The 14,767-nt window shown below is 68.0% G+C and carries 16 protein-coding genes and 1 riboswitch; of the genes, 9 read left to right on the forward strand and 7 right to left on the reverse strand.

Annotated features, from left to right (window positions below; translation table 11 throughout):
• Window positions 1-5: 5 nt before the first annotated feature.
• Genes M1L61_RS02410 through M1L61_RS02420 form a run of 3 tightly spaced genes read left to right on the forward strand, consistent with a single transcriptional unit; the run spans window position 6 to window position 2,448 of the window.
• Window positions 6-1,070 (forward strand): class I SAM-dependent methyltransferase, encoded by a 1,065-nt coding sequence (locus tag M1L61_RS02410; RefSeq protein WP_248854265.1) that lies wholly within the window; start codon window positions 6-8, stop codon window positions 1,068-1,070.
• On the forward strand, window positions 1,067-1,768 hold the full coding sequence (locus M1L61_RS02415) for a pseudouridine synthase (protein WP_010484113.1): 702 nt from the start codon (window positions 1,067-1,069) through the stop codon (window positions 1,766-1,768). The genes M1L61_RS02410 and M1L61_RS02415 overlap by 4 nt, the downstream gene beginning before the upstream one ends.
• The gene (locus tag M1L61_RS02420; RefSeq protein ID WP_049454387.1) at window positions 1,765-2,448 is read left to right on the forward strand and encodes an HAD family phosphatase; all 684 of its coding nucleotides are present in this window, start codon (window positions 1,765-1,767) and stop codon (window positions 2,446-2,448) included. Before M1L61_RS02415 ends, M1L61_RS02420 begins: the two co-directional genes overlap by 4 nt.
• A gap of 97 nt (window positions 2,449-2,545) precedes the next feature.
• On the opposite strand, the gene fabB is transcribed toward M1L61_RS02420, so the two are convergent.
• Together fabB and fabA are read right to left on the reverse strand one after the other, a co-directional pair.
• Entirely contained in the window at window positions 2,546-3,754 is a 1,209-nt protein-coding gene (gene fabB / locus M1L61_RS02425; RefSeq protein WP_019337996.1) for a beta-ketoacyl-ACP synthase I, read from the reverse strand.
• Complete coding sequence (gene fabA, locus M1L61_RS02430; RefSeq protein WP_010484110.1) at window positions 3,754-4,269, reverse strand: 3-hydroxyacyl-[acyl-carrier-protein] dehydratase FabA; 516 nt, start codon at window positions 4,267-4,269, stop codon at window positions 3,754-3,756. The genes fabB and fabA overlap by 1 nt, the downstream gene beginning before the upstream one ends.
• 191 nt (window positions 4,270-4,460) lie before the next feature.
• On the opposite strand from fabA, the gene dinB reads away from it, so the two are divergent.
• Window positions 4,461-5,555: a DNA polymerase IV gene (gene dinB / locus M1L61_RS02435; protein ID WP_043398884.1), complete on the forward strand. Its 1,095-nt coding sequence runs from the start codon at window positions 4,461-4,463 to the stop codon at window positions 5,553-5,555.
• A gap of 313 nt (window positions 5,556-5,868) precedes the next feature.
• Here dinB and M1L61_RS02440 read toward each other — a convergent pair whose 3' ends face one another.
• Complete coding sequence (locus tag M1L61_RS02440; protein ID WP_248854266.1) at window positions 5,869-6,780, reverse strand: MBL fold metallo-hydrolase; 912 nt, start codon at window positions 6,778-6,780, stop codon at window positions 5,869-5,871.
• 91 nt (window positions 6,781-6,871) lie between these two features.
• Window positions 6,872-7,510 (reverse strand): NAD(P)H-binding protein, encoded by a 639-nt coding sequence (locus M1L61_RS02445; protein ID WP_057503356.1) that lies wholly within the window; start codon window positions 7,508-7,510, stop codon window positions 6,872-6,874.
• A 108-nt stretch (window positions 7,511-7,618) separates the two neighbouring features.
• Here M1L61_RS02445 and M1L61_RS02450 point away from each other — a divergent pair, with 108 nt between their 5' ends.
• From M1L61_RS02450 to gph, 3 genes are all read left to right on the forward strand, one after another.
• Window positions 7,619-8,548: a LysR family transcriptional regulator gene (locus M1L61_RS02450; protein WP_010484105.1), complete on the forward strand. Its 930-nt coding sequence runs from the start codon at window positions 7,619-7,621 to the stop codon at window positions 8,546-8,548.
• Window positions 8,545-9,336: a class I SAM-dependent methyltransferase gene (locus M1L61_RS02455; RefSeq protein WP_019338001.1), complete on the forward strand. Its 792-nt coding sequence runs from the start codon at window positions 8,545-8,547 to the stop codon at window positions 9,334-9,336. Before M1L61_RS02450 ends, M1L61_RS02455 begins: the two co-directional genes overlap by 4 nt.
• A 64-nt stretch (window positions 9,337-9,400) precedes the next feature.
• Entirely contained in the window at window positions 9,401-10,069 is a 669-nt protein-coding gene (gene gph / locus M1L61_RS02460) for a phosphoglycolate phosphatase (protein WP_053442473.1), read from the forward strand.
• A gap of 90 nt (window positions 10,070-10,159) precedes the next feature.
• Here the strand turns inward: gph and btuB are convergent, their stop codons facing one another.
• On the reverse strand, window positions 10,160-12,004 hold the full coding sequence (gene btuB / locus M1L61_RS02465) for a TonB-dependent vitamin B12 receptor (RefSeq protein ID WP_143994752.1): 1,845 nt from the start codon (window positions 12,002-12,004) through the stop codon (window positions 10,160-10,162).
• A gap of 114 nt (window positions 12,005-12,118) precedes the next feature.
• Window positions 12,119-12,342, reverse strand: a riboswitch (cobalamin riboswitch).
• 142 nt (window positions 12,343-12,484) lie between these two features.
• On the opposite strand from btuB, the gene M1L61_RS02470 reads away from it, so the two are divergent.
• Complete coding sequence (locus M1L61_RS02470; protein WP_010484101.1) at window positions 12,485-13,063, forward strand: histidine phosphatase family protein; 579 nt, start codon at window positions 12,485-12,487, stop codon at window positions 13,061-13,063.
• Between the two features lie 89 nt (window positions 13,064-13,152).
• On the opposite strand, the gene M1L61_RS02475 is transcribed toward M1L61_RS02470, so the two are convergent.
• Together M1L61_RS02475 and M1L61_RS02480 are read right to left on the reverse strand one after the other, a co-directional pair.
• Window positions 13,153-13,515 carry a TfoX/Sxy family protein gene (locus M1L61_RS02475; protein WP_010484100.1) on the reverse strand — a complete coding sequence of 121 codons (363 nt, stop codon included), beginning with the start codon at window positions 13,513-13,515 and terminating at the stop codon, window positions 13,153-13,155.
• Entirely contained in the window at window positions 13,512-13,994 is a 483-nt protein-coding gene (locus M1L61_RS02480; RefSeq protein ID WP_004140850.1) for a GAF domain-containing protein, read from the reverse strand. The genes M1L61_RS02475 and M1L61_RS02480 overlap by 4 nt, the downstream gene beginning before the upstream one ends.
• Before the next feature lie 68 nt (window positions 13,995-14,062).
• On the opposite strand from M1L61_RS02480, the gene bioD reads away from it, so the two are divergent.
• Complete coding sequence (bioD, locus tag M1L61_RS02485; protein ID WP_043398844.1) at window positions 14,063-14,746, forward strand: dethiobiotin synthase; 684 nt, start codon at window positions 14,063-14,065, stop codon at window positions 14,744-14,746.
• Window positions 14,747-14,767 lie beyond the last annotated feature (21 nt).

The raw sequence follows: 14,767 nt of genomic DNA on the forward strand, positions 1-14,767 counted from the left end.
CGCCGATGGCCTCCAGCGACGACGCCCCCCTGCAGACCCTGTTCCTGCCGTTCTCCCAAGGCGCCCTGCGCTGGCCGGAGGGCCCGGTGGCCTTCCTGCGTGCCCGCGACGGCTGGCCGCTGCGTGAAGCGGCCGGCAGCCGCGAGGTCCACTGCGAGCAGAGCTTCGCCCCGTTCGCGCAGCCGCTGCAGCAGGCCGCCGGCTGGACCGTCAGTGGCCAGCTGGATGATGTGGCCGGCAAGGGCCGTTACCCGCTGGTGCTGGTGCTGCCGCCGCGCCAGCGTGAAGAAGCCCGCGCGCTGTTTGCCCGTGCGCTGGCGCTGGTCGCCGACGGCGGCCGCATCGTTGCCTGCCAGTCCAACAACGAAGGTGCACGCTCGGGCGAGGGCGACCTCAAGCAACTGGCCGGCCTCGGCGGCAGCCTGACCAAGAATCACTGCCGCGTGTACTGGACCGCCCCGATGCAGGGCCAGCACGACGCCGACCTGGCCAAGCGCTGGTCGGCACTGGATGCGGTGCGGCCGATCGTCGGCGGCCGTTTCCTCAGCCGCCCGGGCGTGTTCGCCTGGGACCGCATCGATCCGGCCTCGGCGCTGCTGGCCGAGCACCTGCCGGCCGACCTGGCCGGCCGCGCCGCCGACCTCGGTGCCGGCTACGGCTACCTGTCGCGCGAGCTGCTGGAGCGCTGCCCGAAGATCACCGCGCTGGACCTGTACGAAGCGGAGCAGCGCGCGTTGGCACTGGCCGAGCTGAACCTGGCACCGCCGCCGCGTCCGCTGCCGCTGCGCTTCCTGTGGCAGGACGTCACCGCCGGCATCGAGCCGGGCTACGACGTCATCATCAGCAATCCGCCGTTCCACACGCCCTCGCGCGCCGATCGCCCGGACATCGGCCAGCGCTTCATCGCCGTGGCCGCGCAGGCGCTGCGCCCGGGCGGACGCCTGTACGTGGTGGCCAATCGCCACCTGCCGTACGAGTACACGCTCAACGAGAGCTTTGGCGCGGTGCGCGTGATCGCCGAGCGTGATGGCTTCAAGCTGGTGGAAGCGGTGAAGGGGAAGGGCAAGTGAAGCTGGTCAAGCTCATCGCCAACCTGGGCTATGGCAGCCGCAAGCAGGTGCAGTGGATGTTCCGTGAAGGCCGCGTCACCGACGCCGACGGCGAGGTGCTGTACGCCGACGACCAGGTGCCGCACGAGGCGATCCGCGTCGACGGCGAGCCGCTGGACCCGCCGGTGGGCCTGTCGATCGCGCTGCACAAGCCGGCCGGCTACACCTGCTCGACCAAGGACACCGGCCGCCTGATCTACGACCTGCTGCCGCCGCGCTTCCGCGACCGCGATCCGGTGCTGTCCACGGTGGGCCGCCTCGACCGCGAGACCAGTGGCCTGCTGCTGCTGACCGACGACGGTGGCCTGCTGCACCGGATCATCTCGCCGAAGTCGAAGCTGCCGAAAGTCTATGAGGTCGAGTTGAGCGAGGACCTGCGCGGCGACGAGGTGGCGCTGTTCGCCAGCGGCACGCTGATGCTGGAGTCCGAGAAGACGCCCCTGCTGCCGGCTGAACTGGAAGTGGTGGATGCGCGTCGCGCGCGCCTGGTGCTGCATGAAGGCCGCTACCATCAGGTACGCCGCATGTTCGCCGCCACCGGCAACCACGTGCAGGCCCTGCACCGCAGCCGCGTCGGCGGGCTGGACCTGCAGGGGCTGGACGAAGGGCAATGGCGGCAGCTCACTTCCACCGACCTGGATACGCTGTTCGCTCCATGACCACCATCGCTGCGCTGCCGTTCCTCCCCGACGCCGTCATCTTTGACATGGACGGCCTGATGATCGACAGCGAGCGGGTCTCGCTGGCCTGTTGGAGCGAGGCCGCCGACGAATTCGGACTGGGCCTGGACGAGGCCGTGTTCCTGCGCATGGTCGGCCTCGGTGACCGCGACACGCACGCGCTGCTGCGTGCGCAGGGGATCGAGGACAGCGTGATCGAGGCGGTGGCTGCACGCTGCCATGAGCTGTACGAAGCACGCACCCAGACCGGCCTGCCGCTGCGGCCGGGCATCCTGGAGCTGCTGGAGCTGTTGAAGGCGCACGCGGTACCGCGTGCGGTGGCAACCACCACGCGGCAGCCGCGGGCCAACCGCAAGCTGACGGCCGCTGGCCTGCTGCCGTACTTCGATGCGGTGATCACCAGTGGCGACGTGGCGCGGCCGAAGCCGGCGCCGGATATCTACCTGCTGGCCGCGCAGCGGCTGGGCCAGGCCCCGGAACGCTGCCTGGCGCTGGAAGACTCACCGGCCGGTACGCGCGCAGCATTGGCGGCCGGCATGACCGTGATCCAGGTGCCGGACCTGGTGCATCCTGATGAAGAGCTGCGCGCACTGGGCCACCGCATCGTGGGCTCGCTGGTGGACGCGCACGCATTGCTGGTGCCGTTGTTGCCGAAATAAGCGGTAGATGCCGGCCGTTGGCCGGCACTGAGCCGAGCATGGCTCGGCTCTACATCTATTGGTGGGTGCCGACCGTTGGTCGGCACACCTGCCCCCATCACACCCGCCCGAACACCAGCGCGGCGTTGGTGCCACCGAAGCCGAAGCTGTTGGACATCACCGTATCCAGCTTCTGCTCGCGGCTTTCGCGCAGGATCGGGAAGCTCTCCACCTTCGGATCCAGTTCGCCGATGTTGGCCGAACCGGCAACGAAGCCATCGCGCATCATCAGCAGGCAGTAGATCGCCTCGTGCACGCTGGCCGCACCCAGCGAATGGCCCGACAGCGCCTTGGTCGAGGACAGCGGCGGCACCGCATCGCCGAACACTTCGCGGATCGCATTGAGCTCGGTGACATCGCCCAGCGGCGTGGAGGTGCCGTGGGTGTTGAGGTAGTCCAGCGGACGATCGACGCCCTGCAGCGCCATCTTCATGCAGCGCACCGCACCTTCGCCGGACGGGGCGACCATGTCGGCGCCGTCGGAGGTGACGCCATAGCCGATCAGTTCGGCGTGGATGTGTGCGCCGCGTGCAACGGCGTGGTCGTAGTCCTCCAGCACCAGCATGCCGCCGCCGCCGGCGATGACGAAGCCGTCGCGGTCCTTGTCGTACGGACGCGAGGCGCTGGCCGGGGTCTCGTTGAAGCTGGTCGACAGCGCGCCCATCGCGTCGAACATCACGCTCATCGACCAGTGCAGATCTTCGCCGCCACCGGCGAACATGATGTCCTGCGCGCCATGGCGGATCATGTCCGCGGCAGCGCCGATGCAGTGCGCCGAGGTGGCGCAGGCGGCCGACAGCGAGTAGCTGACGCCCTTGATCTGGTAGGCCGTGGCCAGGCAGGCCGAGACGGTCGAGCACATCGTGCGCGGCACCATGTACGGGCCGACCTTGCGCACGCCACGTTCGCGCAGCAGGTCGACCGCGCCGATCTGCCACTCGCTGGAGCCGCCACCGGAACCGGCGATCAGGCCGGTACGCAGATTGCTGACCTGCTCGGCGCTGAGCCCGGCATCGGCGATGGCATCGCGCATGGCCAGATAGGCGAAGGCCGCCGCATCGCTCATGAAGCGCTTCTGCTTGCGGTCGATCAGCGCCTCCAGATCGAGGTCGACACGACCGCCGACCTGGCTGCGCAGGCCCGCTTCGGCGTGGTCGGCCAGGGCGGTGATGCCCGAGCGCCCTTCGCGCAGCGCAGCCGAAACGGTATCCAGATCATTGCCGAGGCAGGACGTGATGCCCATGCCAGTGATGACGACGCGACGCATCAGAAGCTCCCGGTTTCAGTGAACAGGCCGACGCGCAGGTCGCGCGCGCTGTAGATTTCGCGGTCATCCACGTACATGCGCGCGTCCGACTGGGCCATCACCAGCTTGCGGTTGATGACACGGCTGATATCGATCTCGTAGCGCACCAGCTTGGCGTCCGGCAGCACCTGGCCGGTGAACTTCACTTCGCCACAGCCCAGCGCGCGGCCCTTGCCGGGGGCGCCCAGCCAGGTCAGGAAGAAGCCGGTCAGCTGCCACATGGCATCCAGGCCCAGGCAGCCGGGCATCACGGGGTCGCCGATGAAGTGGCAGCCGAAGAACCACAGGTCCGGGCGGATATCCAGTTCGGCGCGTACCATGCCTTTGCCATGCGGTCCGCCGTCCTCGCGGATGTCGGTGATGCGGTCGAACATCAGCATCGGATCGTTGGGCAAACGGCCGGCGGCGGCGCCGAACAGTTCACCGCGTGCGCTGGCCAGCAGCTGTTCGCGGTTGAACGCGTGGAGACGGGTCATGAAGCACAATCCTGGAAGCGGGGAAACAGGGAAACAAGCGCTCGAGGATGCCCGTGGAAACTGCGCCGATCAAACATTTCAACCGTACGCAACCGTAGTGTTTTCAATGGAATACGCGCATCCTGTTGATGTGCAACGACCATACTTCGGCGTGTGGCCCGTCCGGCACGCCCCCGCCCTTTCCGCCTGACATGACCCGACTGCGCAAGATCATCCACGTCGACATGGACGCGTTCTACGCGTCGGTGGAGCAGCGCGACGATCCGTCACTGCGCGGCAAGCCGGTGGTTGTGGCATGGCGTGGCGCGCGTTCGGTGGTGTGCGCGGCCTCGTACGAGGCACGCGTGTTCGGCGTGCGTTCGGCGATGCCCGCCGTGCGTGCCGAGCGCCTGTGTCCGGATGCGATCTTCGTGCCGCCGGACTTCGCACGTTACAAGGCGGTGTCACAGCAGGTGCGCGCGATCTTCCTGCGGCATACCGACCTGGTCGAGCCGTTGTCGCTGGACGAGGCCTACCTCGATGTGACCGAGCCGAAGAGCGGCATCGAACTGGCCACCGACATCGCCCGCACCATCCGCGCGCAGATCCGCGAGGAAACGAACCTGACTGCTTCAGCTGGCATCGCGCCAAACAAGTTCCTGGCCAAGATCGCCTCGGACTGGCGCAAACCTGATGGCCAGTTCGTGATCCCCCCGCAGCGGGTGGACGCGTTCCTGCAGCCGTTGCCAGTGAACCGGGTGCCCGGCGTCGGCAAGGTGATGGAAGGAAAACTTGCCGCGCGCGGCATCGTCACCTGCGGCGATCTGCGGCAGTGGGCGTTGATCGACCTGGAAGAAGCATTCGGCAGCTTCGGCCGCAGCCTGTACAACCGTGCACGCGGCATCGACGAGCGGCCGGTGGAACCGGACCAGCAGGTGCAGTCGATTTCCTCGGAGGACACCTTCGCCGAAGACCTGCCGCTGGAAGACCTGGGCGAAGCGATCGTGCAGCTGGCGGAGAAGACCTGGAAGGCCACGCGCAAGACCGAACGCGTCGGCCACACCGTGGTGCTGAAACTGAAGACCGCGCAGTTCCGCATCCTCACCCGCAGCTTCACCCCGGAGCGCCCGCCGGAATCGATGGAAGAACTGCGCGACATCGCGCTGGCCCTGCGCGCCCGCGTCGACCTGCCGGCGGAGACGCGTTACCGCCTGGTTGGCGTCGGGCTCGGCGGCTTCCGCGAGAAGGAGCCGGTGGTGCAGGGGGAATTGTTCGAGCACGACATGAACAAACCCACAGATACCTAATCATCAAACAGTGGGGTCAGAGCCCGTTGCGCAGCAACGGGCTCTGACCCCGTGCCGACCAACGGTCGGCACCCACCATCAGCAGCAGGTTCCGACAGATAGCGGGAAACTGTCGAAGGCGGGGTGGGTCCGGTTGCGGGGGCGTGAGCCGCATGGATGCGGCGACCGAGCTTACATGGACGTACTTGCAGCGCCCCCCGCAACCGGACCCACCCCGCCAACCTTCAGGAGACCAGCTTTTGCTGTTGCTTCGGCTGTTGCCGTTGCATTGAGCAGGTGCAGGGCGCAGCCCTGCAAAAGAAAACTTCCTACCTCATGGCCACTGCATCTCGCCCTTGGCCACCTTCGCACTCAGCTCCAGCGATGCGACGCCATCCAGCTTCGGGTAGCGCGACTGCATTGCTTTCACCAGTGCCGCACTGTCCTTGGCCTTGGCCGCCTCGGCATCGAACGCGCGGATGTAATCTGCGGTGAAGCGCAGCGCACTCGAATCCAGTGCGGCACCCGGTGCGTAATGCCCCGGTACCACTACTTTCGGCTTCAACGCCTGCAACCGCTGCAGGGTCTGCAGCCAGTCGGTGTGCGACTTCGGCGTCTGCGTGTCGGCCATCCACACGTGCTCACCGGCCACCACCGGAATGCCACCGACGATCGCACGCAGCGACGGCACCCACAGCACCGTGCGGTCCGGGGTCGGTCCGTCCAGGCCGATCAGCGGCAGGCGCTGGCCTTCCAGTTGCAGGGCATCGCCATCCAGCACCTGCGGCACCACGATGCGGGCCGGCACGTCGGCACCCATCTTCGGGCCCCAGTAGGCCAGCTTGCCGGCCTGGGTCTGCTGGGTGTGGGCAACGGTCTGCGCGGTAGCGACGATGCGCGCCTGCGGGAACGCATCCTGCAGCGTGGCCAGGCCGAAGTAGTAGTCCGGATCGCCGTGGCTGATGTAGATCGTGGTCAGCTGCTTGCCGCTGGCGCGGATCAGCTCGACCAGCTTGCGCGCGTCGCTGGCACCGAACTGCGCATTGACCAGGATCGCGTCGTGGCGGCCTTCGATCAGTACCGAGGACACCGAGAACATTGCCTGCGGGCCGGGATGGAAGGTCTGCAGGTGCAGCTGGGATTTCGTCGCCGCCGTCGGCGCCGTGGTGGCCGGGGCGGCCAGCAGCGGCGCACTGGTGAAGCTGGCGGCCAGGGCGAGGGGAAGCAGCAGGGCAGCGGTACGCATGGGAATTCCTTGTGTAGAGCCGGGCCAATGCCCGGCTGCATGTTCGCGTAGAGCCGAGCGCGGGCTTGGCTCTACATGGGACGTGCGTGGATCAATACGCTGCAGTGATGATCTGCTTCGGATACGCGTGCGCTTCCAGCTCGGCGACGAACGCCGCGCCATAGTCGGCGTAGCTGATGCGGCTGTGGCCGCTGGCATCGGCAAGGAAGGCCTTGGGCTGCACGCGGTACTGGCCGCGCTCTTCCCCCGGGCCGATTTCTGCGGCCGGCGAGAAGAAGGTCCAGTCCAGGTCGTCCACTGCCTGCAGGCGGTTGAACGCCTCGCGATGGGCCAGCGCGTACGGCTTGTAGGCCTCCGGGAAGTCGGGGGTATCGACCAGCTGCACGCCGGGCGCGACTTCCAGGCTGCCGGCACCACCGACCACCACCAGGCGCGGTACGCCGGCCTTGCGTGCGGCGGCGGCCAACTGCGCGGCGACCTCGCCCACACGGCCGATGTCATCGCCGGGGCGCGGGCCGTAGGCACTGGCCAGCACGTCGTGGCCGGCAATGGCGGCGACCAGCGCATCCAGGTCGTCCAACGAGGCGACCACCGGATGCGCACCGGCCAGTTCAGCCGGAAGGTCCTGCGCGCTGCGCACGATGACAGTGAGTTCGTGGCCGCGGGCCAGCGCGTGGCGGGCGATCTGGCGGCCGATGTTGCCGGTGGAACCAACGAGGGCGATCTTCATGGCAGCACTCCGTGGGGCGGTGTGGGGTGGGAATGGGGCCACTCTAGGCTGCTGCAGTTGTTCAAAAAACAGCGTATAACGCGCTTGTTTGTTGCAGAAATCGAGCAGATGGACCGACTGACCGCCATGACCGTGTTTGTCGAGGTGGCCGAGCGCGGCAGCCTCACCGCCGCCGCCGAGGTGCTGGACATGTCGCGGGCGATGGTCACCCGTTACCTGGCCGAGGTTGAAGGGTGGCTGGGTGCGCGCCTGCTGCACCGAACCACGCGCCGGATCAGCCTGACCGGCCCCGGCGAGGCGGCGCTGGCGCGCTTCCGGCAGATGCTGGCGATCGGCGAAGAACTGCAGGGCGAGCTGGCCAGTGATGATCCCGAGCCGCACGGCACGCTGCGGGTGACCGCCAGCGTGTCGTTCGGGCAGAGCCACCTGGCACGGGCCGTGGCCGGCTTCGTTGCGCGCCATCCGGCGGCACGCATCGAGCTGCTGCTGGTCGACCGCACGGTGAACCTGGTGGAAGAGCGGGTGGACCTGGCCGTGCGCATCGCGCGCCAGATCGACCCCAGCCTGATCGCACGGCGCCTGGCGACCTGCCGCTCGGTGTTGTGCGCGACGCCGTCCTACCTGCAGGCGCGTGGCACGCCGACCGCCCCCGAGCACCTGGCCGCGCACAACTGCCTGACCCACCATTACGTCGGTAAAAGCCTGTGGCAGCTGCACCGCGATGGACGTTCGCTGTCGGTGGCGGTGGGCGGCAACATCAGCGCGAACGAGGCCTCGCTGCTGCTGGAGGCGGTGCGGGCCGGTGCCGGTATCGCCATGCTGCCGACCTACCAGGTGGCGCCGCTGCTGCGCAGTGGCGAGCTGATCGAACTGCTGCCCGAATTCAGCCTGGACGAACTCGGCATTCATGCCGTGTACGCGTCACGGCGCCAGCAGCCCGCTATCATGCGGCGATTCCTGGATTTCCTGGGCGAGTGTTTCGCCAGCCCGGCCTTCCAGGATCTGGATTGGCGCCCACCGGGCAAGGAGAACACATGAACCATGGACAGGCCTTGATCGACCACAACCGTGCTGCCTGGGACCGCCAGGCCAGCGAAGTGCGCGAATGGTCGCGCCCGGTGGAAAGTTCAACGATTGCCGCCGCGCGCGAAGGCCGCTGGCAGGTGCACCTGACGCCCCGCGCGCTGCCGCTGGACTGGATGGGTGATGTGCGCGGCCGTCGCATCCTGTGCCTGGCCTCGGGCGGTGGCCAGCAGGCACCGGTGCTGGCCGCTGCGGGCGCTGACGTCACCGTGTTCGACCTGTCCGACGGGCAGCTGGAACAGGACCGCAGGGTCGCTGCGCGCGATGGCCTGCAGCTGCGCACCGTGCAGGGTGACATGCGCGATCTGCACGTGTTCGCCAACGACAGTTTCGACGTGGTGTTCCACCCGATCTCGAACCTGTACGTGCCTGACGTGCGCCCGGTGTGGACCGAATGCCGCCGTGTGCTGGCACGCGATGGCATGCTGATGGCCAGCTTCTACAACCCGGTGCTGTTCGTCGGTGCGCGCGATCCGCAGCTGGACGCACAGGGCCTGATCCGGCCGCAGTACGCCATTCCCTATTCGGACCTGGAAGACCTGCCGCCAGCCGAGCGCGAGGCGAAGCTGGCACGGGGCGATGCACTGACCTTCGGCCACAGCCTGACCGAACTGATCGGTGGCCAGCTGGATGCCGGCTTCATCATCGATCGCTTCATGGAGGACTGGCAGCCGCAGCCGCGTTTCCTGATCGACCGTTACCTGCCCACGTTCCTGGCTACCCGCGCGCGCCGGATCGGCTGAGGCGGATCGGTGCAAAAACCAGCGGCGTACAATGGACGGCCCCACGTCATGCAGGTGCCGTCCCTTGTCGTATCCCTATCCACTGGTCGTGTTCGACCTTGATGGCACGCTGGTCGACAGCGCAGCTGATATCGCCGAAGCGCTGAACCGCACGCTGGAGGACATCGGTGTGGCACGCGTACCGGAAGCCACGGTGCTGGGCTGGATCGGCGACGGTGTGCGCCGCCTGGTCGAGCAGGCCGTGCATGCCGCGGGTCGTGAGGTCGACCTGGCCGAGGTCATGCCGGTCTTCATGGTGCACTACCGCGAATGCCTGCTGCGCAGCCCGCGCCTGTTCGATGGCGTGGGTGAAGCGCTGGCGCAACTGCGTGCACGCAACGTGCCGCTGGCGATCTGCACCAACAAGCCCGAAGCGCTGGTGCCACCGCTGCTGCAGCACCTGGGCATCGGTGATGCGTTCGCGCTGATACTGGGCGGCGATTCGCTGCCGCAGCGCAAGCCCAGTGGCGAACCGTTGCGGCACATCGCTGCGCACTTCGGGCTGCCGGTGGACGCCTGCCTGATGGTGGGTGATTCGTTGACCGACTACCGCGCCGCCGAAGAGGCAGGCATGCCGATCGCGCTGGTGCGTTACGGCTACCCGCGCGGCCTGGACATGGCCACCGCGCATGCGGTGGCGGTGATCGACGATCTGCGTGAATTGCCGGGGTTGGCCGCCGGCGTCCCGGTGTAGAGCCGAGCCCATGCTCGGCTGCTTTGCTGCCTGAGCCGAGCATGGGCTCGGCTCTACAGAAAAAGCGCCGGGAATGCCCGGCGCGTTTCCTCATTTCGGCTGGTAACGCACGCTCAACTGGTACTCACGGCCGGGCTGGTTGAACCACGCCACGGTCTCGTAGTTGCGGTCGAACACGTTGGCGGCACGCGCCAGCAGCGACCACGACGGCGTCAGCGCGTACTCGGCGCGCAGGTCCAGCGTGCCGTAGCCGCCAACCTTCACCGAGTTGCTGGCGTTGTCAAAGCGCTTGCCCGCGCCCTGTACGGTCAGGCCGGCGCGGAAATCGCCGAAGCGACGGTCGATGTCCAGGCGCGCGGTCTGCTGTGCACGGCGCGGCAGCCAGTTGTCAAACTGGGTGCTGCCGTAGGTGCGGTTGCGCGGGTCGGTGTAGCTCAGCTGCGCGTTGATGTCGAAGCCGGCCAGCAGCACGCCACCGGTCAGCTCGGCACCACGGATGCGCGCCTTCTCCACCTGCTGCATTTTCATCGTGGACGCATCGTAGGTGATCAGGTCATCGATGCGGGTTTCGTACACATCCATGCCCCAGTGCCAGCCCTGGCCCTGCTGCGAAACGCCGAGGTTGGCGCTCTTGGACTTCTCCGGATTCAACGTCGGCACGCCGCTCCACGGGTCGTACAGGTCGCTGAAGGTCGGTGCCTTGAACGCGGTGCCGTAGCTGGCGTTGACGCGCAGGCCGTGGCCCAGTTCCATCGCCCAGCCAACGCTGCCGGTGGCGTGGTTGCCGAACTGCTGGTTGTCGTCGTTGCGGGCGCTGGCCTGCAGTTGGTGGCGGCCGAAGCGGCCCTGGTACTGCACGAACACGCCGGTGTTGCGGCGGCTGTCGACGAGATACCCGGCGCTGCTGCCGTCCAGATTGTCTTCGCTCCAGTCCACGCCGGCACTCAGCAGCTGGCCCTCGGCCACACCGAAGTCACCCTGCAGCGAGGCGCTGTCACGATGGGTCTGCGCGCTGCCAAACACCCCCGGTGCGCCGAAGTTGTCGGACTCATTGTCGCTGCGGCCGACGTTGGCGGTGAACGCCAGGCGCTCCGACGGGGTGTAGCGCACCTTGCCGGCCAGCACCTGCTGGCGGGTCTCGGAGTAGTTGTAGTAGCCGTCGTAATGGTTCTTGCCATCGGCGCGCAGTGCGCTGCCTTCCACGTTCCACTGGTCGTTGAAGCTGTAACCGCCGCGCAGGCTCTTGGACAGGTTGCGGTAGCCGTCGCGGTCGTGCTCGTCGGCAAAGCAGCCCGCGGTGAACACCGAGGAAGAACCGCGGCAGGCATCGATGCCGTCGGAATGCTGGTAGGCGATGTCGGCACCGAACCAGCCGCGCTCGGTGCCGCCACCAATGCCGCCGCTGGCTTCGCGCAGCCCGTTGCTGCCGCCGCCGAGCTGGAAGTGCGGAGCGAAATCGCCCTGGTTGCGGCGGGTGAAGATCTGGATCACGCCACCGATGGCGTCGGCACCGTACAGGCTGGACTGCGGGCCGCGAACGATTTCGACGCGCTCGATCTGCGCCAAGGGCAGGTCCTGATACATGGCCAGGCCGAGGTCGGCACTGTTGATGCGCACGCCGTCGACCAGCACCACGGTGTGGCCCGAGTTGGTGCCGCGCAGGAACAGCGAGCTCTGCTTGCCGAGGCCGCCAGCATTGGTCAGGTTGATGCCGGCGCGGCCGCGCAGCAGCTCCTGCAGCGAGGTGGCCTGGCTGGATTCGATCTGCGCGCGGTCGATCACCTGCGCCGGCGCGATACTGTCCTGCAGCGCGATCGGGGTGCGGGTGGCGGTGACCAGGATCTGGTCGAGCGCAGTGGTGTCATCGGCGGCCTGGGCCAGCGCGGGCAGGGTGGCCAGCACGGCCAGGGACAGCATTCGGGACTGCAGCTTCATGGGGGACTCCAGGTGCCACGCACGCCCGCGTGGCGAAGGGGAGGAGCCGCGAAGGCAGGCATGCGCCGACGCCGCAGCGCAGGCTGCGGTCATCCAGCGCCATGCCCACCGCATCGCGACCTGAGGCTTCCGGGCCGGTCTCCGGGCTTGCCGCCGGGTGGCCTGGGGCCACCGTCCAGGCGCCTTCCCATGCCTGCGGCACAGTGGCGGTGTTGCCTGGAACTGACGTGCTTACCGTTGCGGGGGCAGCGCCGGCCTGGCGTGGAATCACGCGTCACCGGCTTCCCGTTTCAACCTGCCGGCCACGGCCGCAGGTCACCTGGAAGTGCGCGCAGTCTACGGCATCGCAGGCGGCCCGTAGCGCCGCGCGTGCTCGACTGCCTTTGCCGTGCCTTTAGAATGGCCCCTTGATCCCGTGGTGCCGTTGCCGATGTCCGCCTGTTTTCCGCTGTTCCCGCGTCGCCTGTACAGGACGCGCGCATGATCCTCGACCTGGTCCGCCATGCCGGCAACGGTCGCGATGAGTTCCTCGATGGCCGCAACGATCCGCCGCAGCTGGCCCGCCTGCCGCAGGAACTGGTCGACGCCTACGCCGCGCAGCCCTGGGAGCGGGTGATCAGTTCGCCACGGCTGCGCTCGCTGCACACGGCGATGGCCCTGGCCACCCCGCGTGGGCTGGACGTGGAAGCGGACGAGGAATGGGAAGAGCTGGATTTCGGCGATTGGGACGGGCAGTCGCTGTTCGACCTGCCGGAGGATGCACTGGCGGCCTTCCACGCCGATCCGCATGCATTCCCGCCGCCCAACGGCGAAAGCTGGGGCCACTTTGAACGGCGCATCGCGCGCGCGCTCGATCGCCTGCTCGATGAGGACGATCCGGTGCCGACGCTGGTGGTCAGCCATGGTGGCCCGCTGCGCATGGTGCTGTCGCAGGTCTGCGGCCTGCCAATGTCGTTGTGCTGGGCCCTGCGCATCGACCACGGCACGCGCCTGCGGGTGTGGCTGGAACGCGGTGAGGTCGGGCTGGTGGGCGAGCTGCTGGAGCTGCAGCAGCCCTGATCTGCTCTTGTAGAGCCGAGCCATGCTCGGCTGCACTTCGATCAGAACAGCCAGCCGAGCGTGGGCTCGGCGCTACAGAAGGGCGCGGCTCAATCCTCGTCCGCGCCCTCGGCAACGCTGTCTTCAGCGTCATCGTCGGCATCGAAGCGCTGCTCATGTACCGGGCCCGACGCCGGGCCGGCCGCCTTCAGCGGATGCGCGGCGATGCGTGCTTCGTAATCCTGCACCAGCGCCTCACGCTGCGGCTCGCTCAGTTCCTGCCAGTGGCAGTCCAGCAGCGCGCCTTCCAGCGAGTACAGCAGGTTCAGGCTGGGCTTGAAGCCCGCGCGCTTGACCTTGACGAAGGCGCCGACTGCGCCGGTCGCAACCAGGTCTTCGCGGCTGCGCAGGCCGACCTGGCGCAGCCACGCGGCACTTTTCGGGCCGATGTTGCGCAGCTTCGGTGCGCTCATCCCAGCGCCTCGACGAACACGCGGGCGATGGCTTCCAGGCCGGCCTGGTCGTCGGCATCGAAGCGTCCGACCTTCGGGCTGTCGATATCGAACACGCCGATCAGTTCATCACCGCGCAGCAGCGGCACCACCAGCTCCGAACGCGAGGCAGAATCGCAGGCGATGTGGCCGGGGAAGGCATCGACGTCGTCCACGCGCTGGGTCACGCGCTGGCTGGCGGCGGCACCACACACGCCCTTGTCCAGCGGAATGCGCACGCAGGCCGGCAGGCCCTGGAACGGGCCGACCACCAGCTCCTTGCCGTCGTACAGGTAGAAGCCCACCCAGTTCAGGTCGGGCAGGGCGTGGTAGACCAGTGCCGAGAGGTTGGCCGCGTTGGCGATGCGGTCGGACTCGGCGTAGACCAGGCCACGGGCCTGTTCCAGCAGCTGGGCGTATTGTTCCGGCTTGCTGCCGGTGAGCGAGGCATTGGCGAACATGCCTGCAGTCTAGCAAGCGCGCCGGGCCGGCGATAATGCACGCACTGTTGCCCTGTTGGAGCCCATCGATGCCGTTGCCCGCTACGCTGCCGCCCGCCCTGTTCGTTACCGGCACCGACACCGAAATCGGCAAGACCGCGGCCAGCACCGCGCTGCTGCATGCACTGCGCCAGCGTGGCCTGCGCGCGGTGGGCATGAAGCCCGTGGCCAGCGGCAGCGAGGATCTGGGGCAGGGCCTGCGCAACGAAGACGCATTGGCGCTGCAGGCGGCCAGCTGGCCGGTACCGGACTATGCCGATCTGAACCCGTATGCGTTGCGCCAGCCGCTGGCACCGGAGCTGGCCGCTGCCGAGGACGGCGTGCAGGTGGCGCTGGCGCCGATCGTGGCCGCGTTCGAGCGTCTGCGCGCGCAGGCCGATGTGGTGGTGGTGGAGGGTGTTGGCGGTTGGCTGGCGCCGGTCTCGGCCACGCTGGATCAGCTCGACTTGGTGCGCGCGCTGAAGTTGCCGGTGCTGCTGGTGGTGGGCATGCGGCTGGGCTGCGTCAACCACGCGCGATTGACCGCGCAGTCGCTGCAGGCCAGCGGCGTGGAGTGCCTGGGCTGGATCGGCAACCACATCGACCCGGCGATGCAGCGGCAGGATGAAAACTTCGCCACGCTGCGGCAGCGCCTGCCGATGCCGTGCTGGGGGCGGCTGCCGCATCTTCCGGGGGCGGATGGCCAGATCCTGAGCACGCACCTGCTCGATTGACCTGCTTCCTGTAGAGCCGAG

This window comes from Stenotrophomonas sp. NY11291 (assembly GCF_023277365.1).
In the GTDB taxonomy this organism is placed as follows: domain Bacteria; phylum Pseudomonadota; class Gammaproteobacteria; order Xanthomonadales; family Xanthomonadaceae; genus Stenotrophomonas; species Stenotrophomonas geniculata.

Bases quoted from the DNA above. Each gene is read 5' to 3' on its own strand.
- M1L61_RS02455 (WP_019338001.1), top strand. From the start codon at position 8,545: ATGAACCATGGACAGGCCTTGATCGACCACAACCGTGCTGCCTGGGAC.
- M1L61_RS02440 (WP_248854266.1), bottom strand. From the start codon at position 6,780: ATGCGTACCGCTGCCCTGCTGCTTCCCCTCGCCCTGGCCGCCAGCTTC.
- bioD (WP_043398844.1), top strand. From the start codon at position 14,063: ATGCCGTTGCCCGCTACGCTGCCGCCCGCCCTGTTCGTTACCGGCACC.
- dinB (WP_043398884.1), top strand. From the start codon at position 4,461: ATGACCCGACTGCGCAAGATCATCCACGTCGACATGGACGCGTTCTAC.
- M1L61_RS02450 (WP_010484105.1), top strand. From the start codon at position 7,619: ATGGACCGACTGACCGCCATGACCGTGTTTGTCGAGGTGGCCGAGCGC.
- fabB (WP_019337996.1), bottom strand. From the start codon at position 3,754: ATGCGTCGCGTCGTCATCACTGGCATGGGCATCACGTCCTGCCTCGGC.
- M1L61_RS02410 (WP_248854265.1), top strand. From the start codon at position 6: ATGGCCTCCAGCGACGACGCCCCCCTGCAGACCCTGTTCCTGCCGTTC.
- btuB (WP_143994752.1), bottom strand. From the start codon at position 12,004: ATGAAGCTGCAGTCCCGAATGCTGTCCCTGGCCGTGCTGGCCACCCTG.
- M1L61_RS02420 (WP_049454387.1), top strand. From the start codon at position 1,765: ATGACCACCATCGCTGCGCTGCCGTTCCTCCCCGACGCCGTCATCTTT.
- M1L61_RS02445 (WP_057503356.1), bottom strand. From the start codon at position 7,510: ATGAAGATCGCCCTCGTTGGTTCCACCGGCAACATCGGCCGCCAGATC.
- M1L61_RS02480 (WP_004140850.1), bottom strand. From the start codon at position 13,994: ATGTTCGCCAATGCCTCGCTCACCGGCAGCAAGCCGGAACAATACGCC.
- M1L61_RS02470 (WP_010484101.1), top strand. From the start codon at position 12,485: ATGATCCTCGACCTGGTCCGCCATGCCGGCAACGGTCGCGATGAGTTC.
- fabA (WP_010484110.1), bottom strand. From the start codon at position 4,269: ATGACCCGTCTCCACGCGTTCAACCGCGAACAGCTGCTGGCCAGCGCA.
- M1L61_RS02475 (WP_010484100.1), bottom strand. From the start codon at position 13,515: ATGAGCGCACCGAAGCTGCGCAACATCGGCCCGAAAAGTGCCGCGTGG.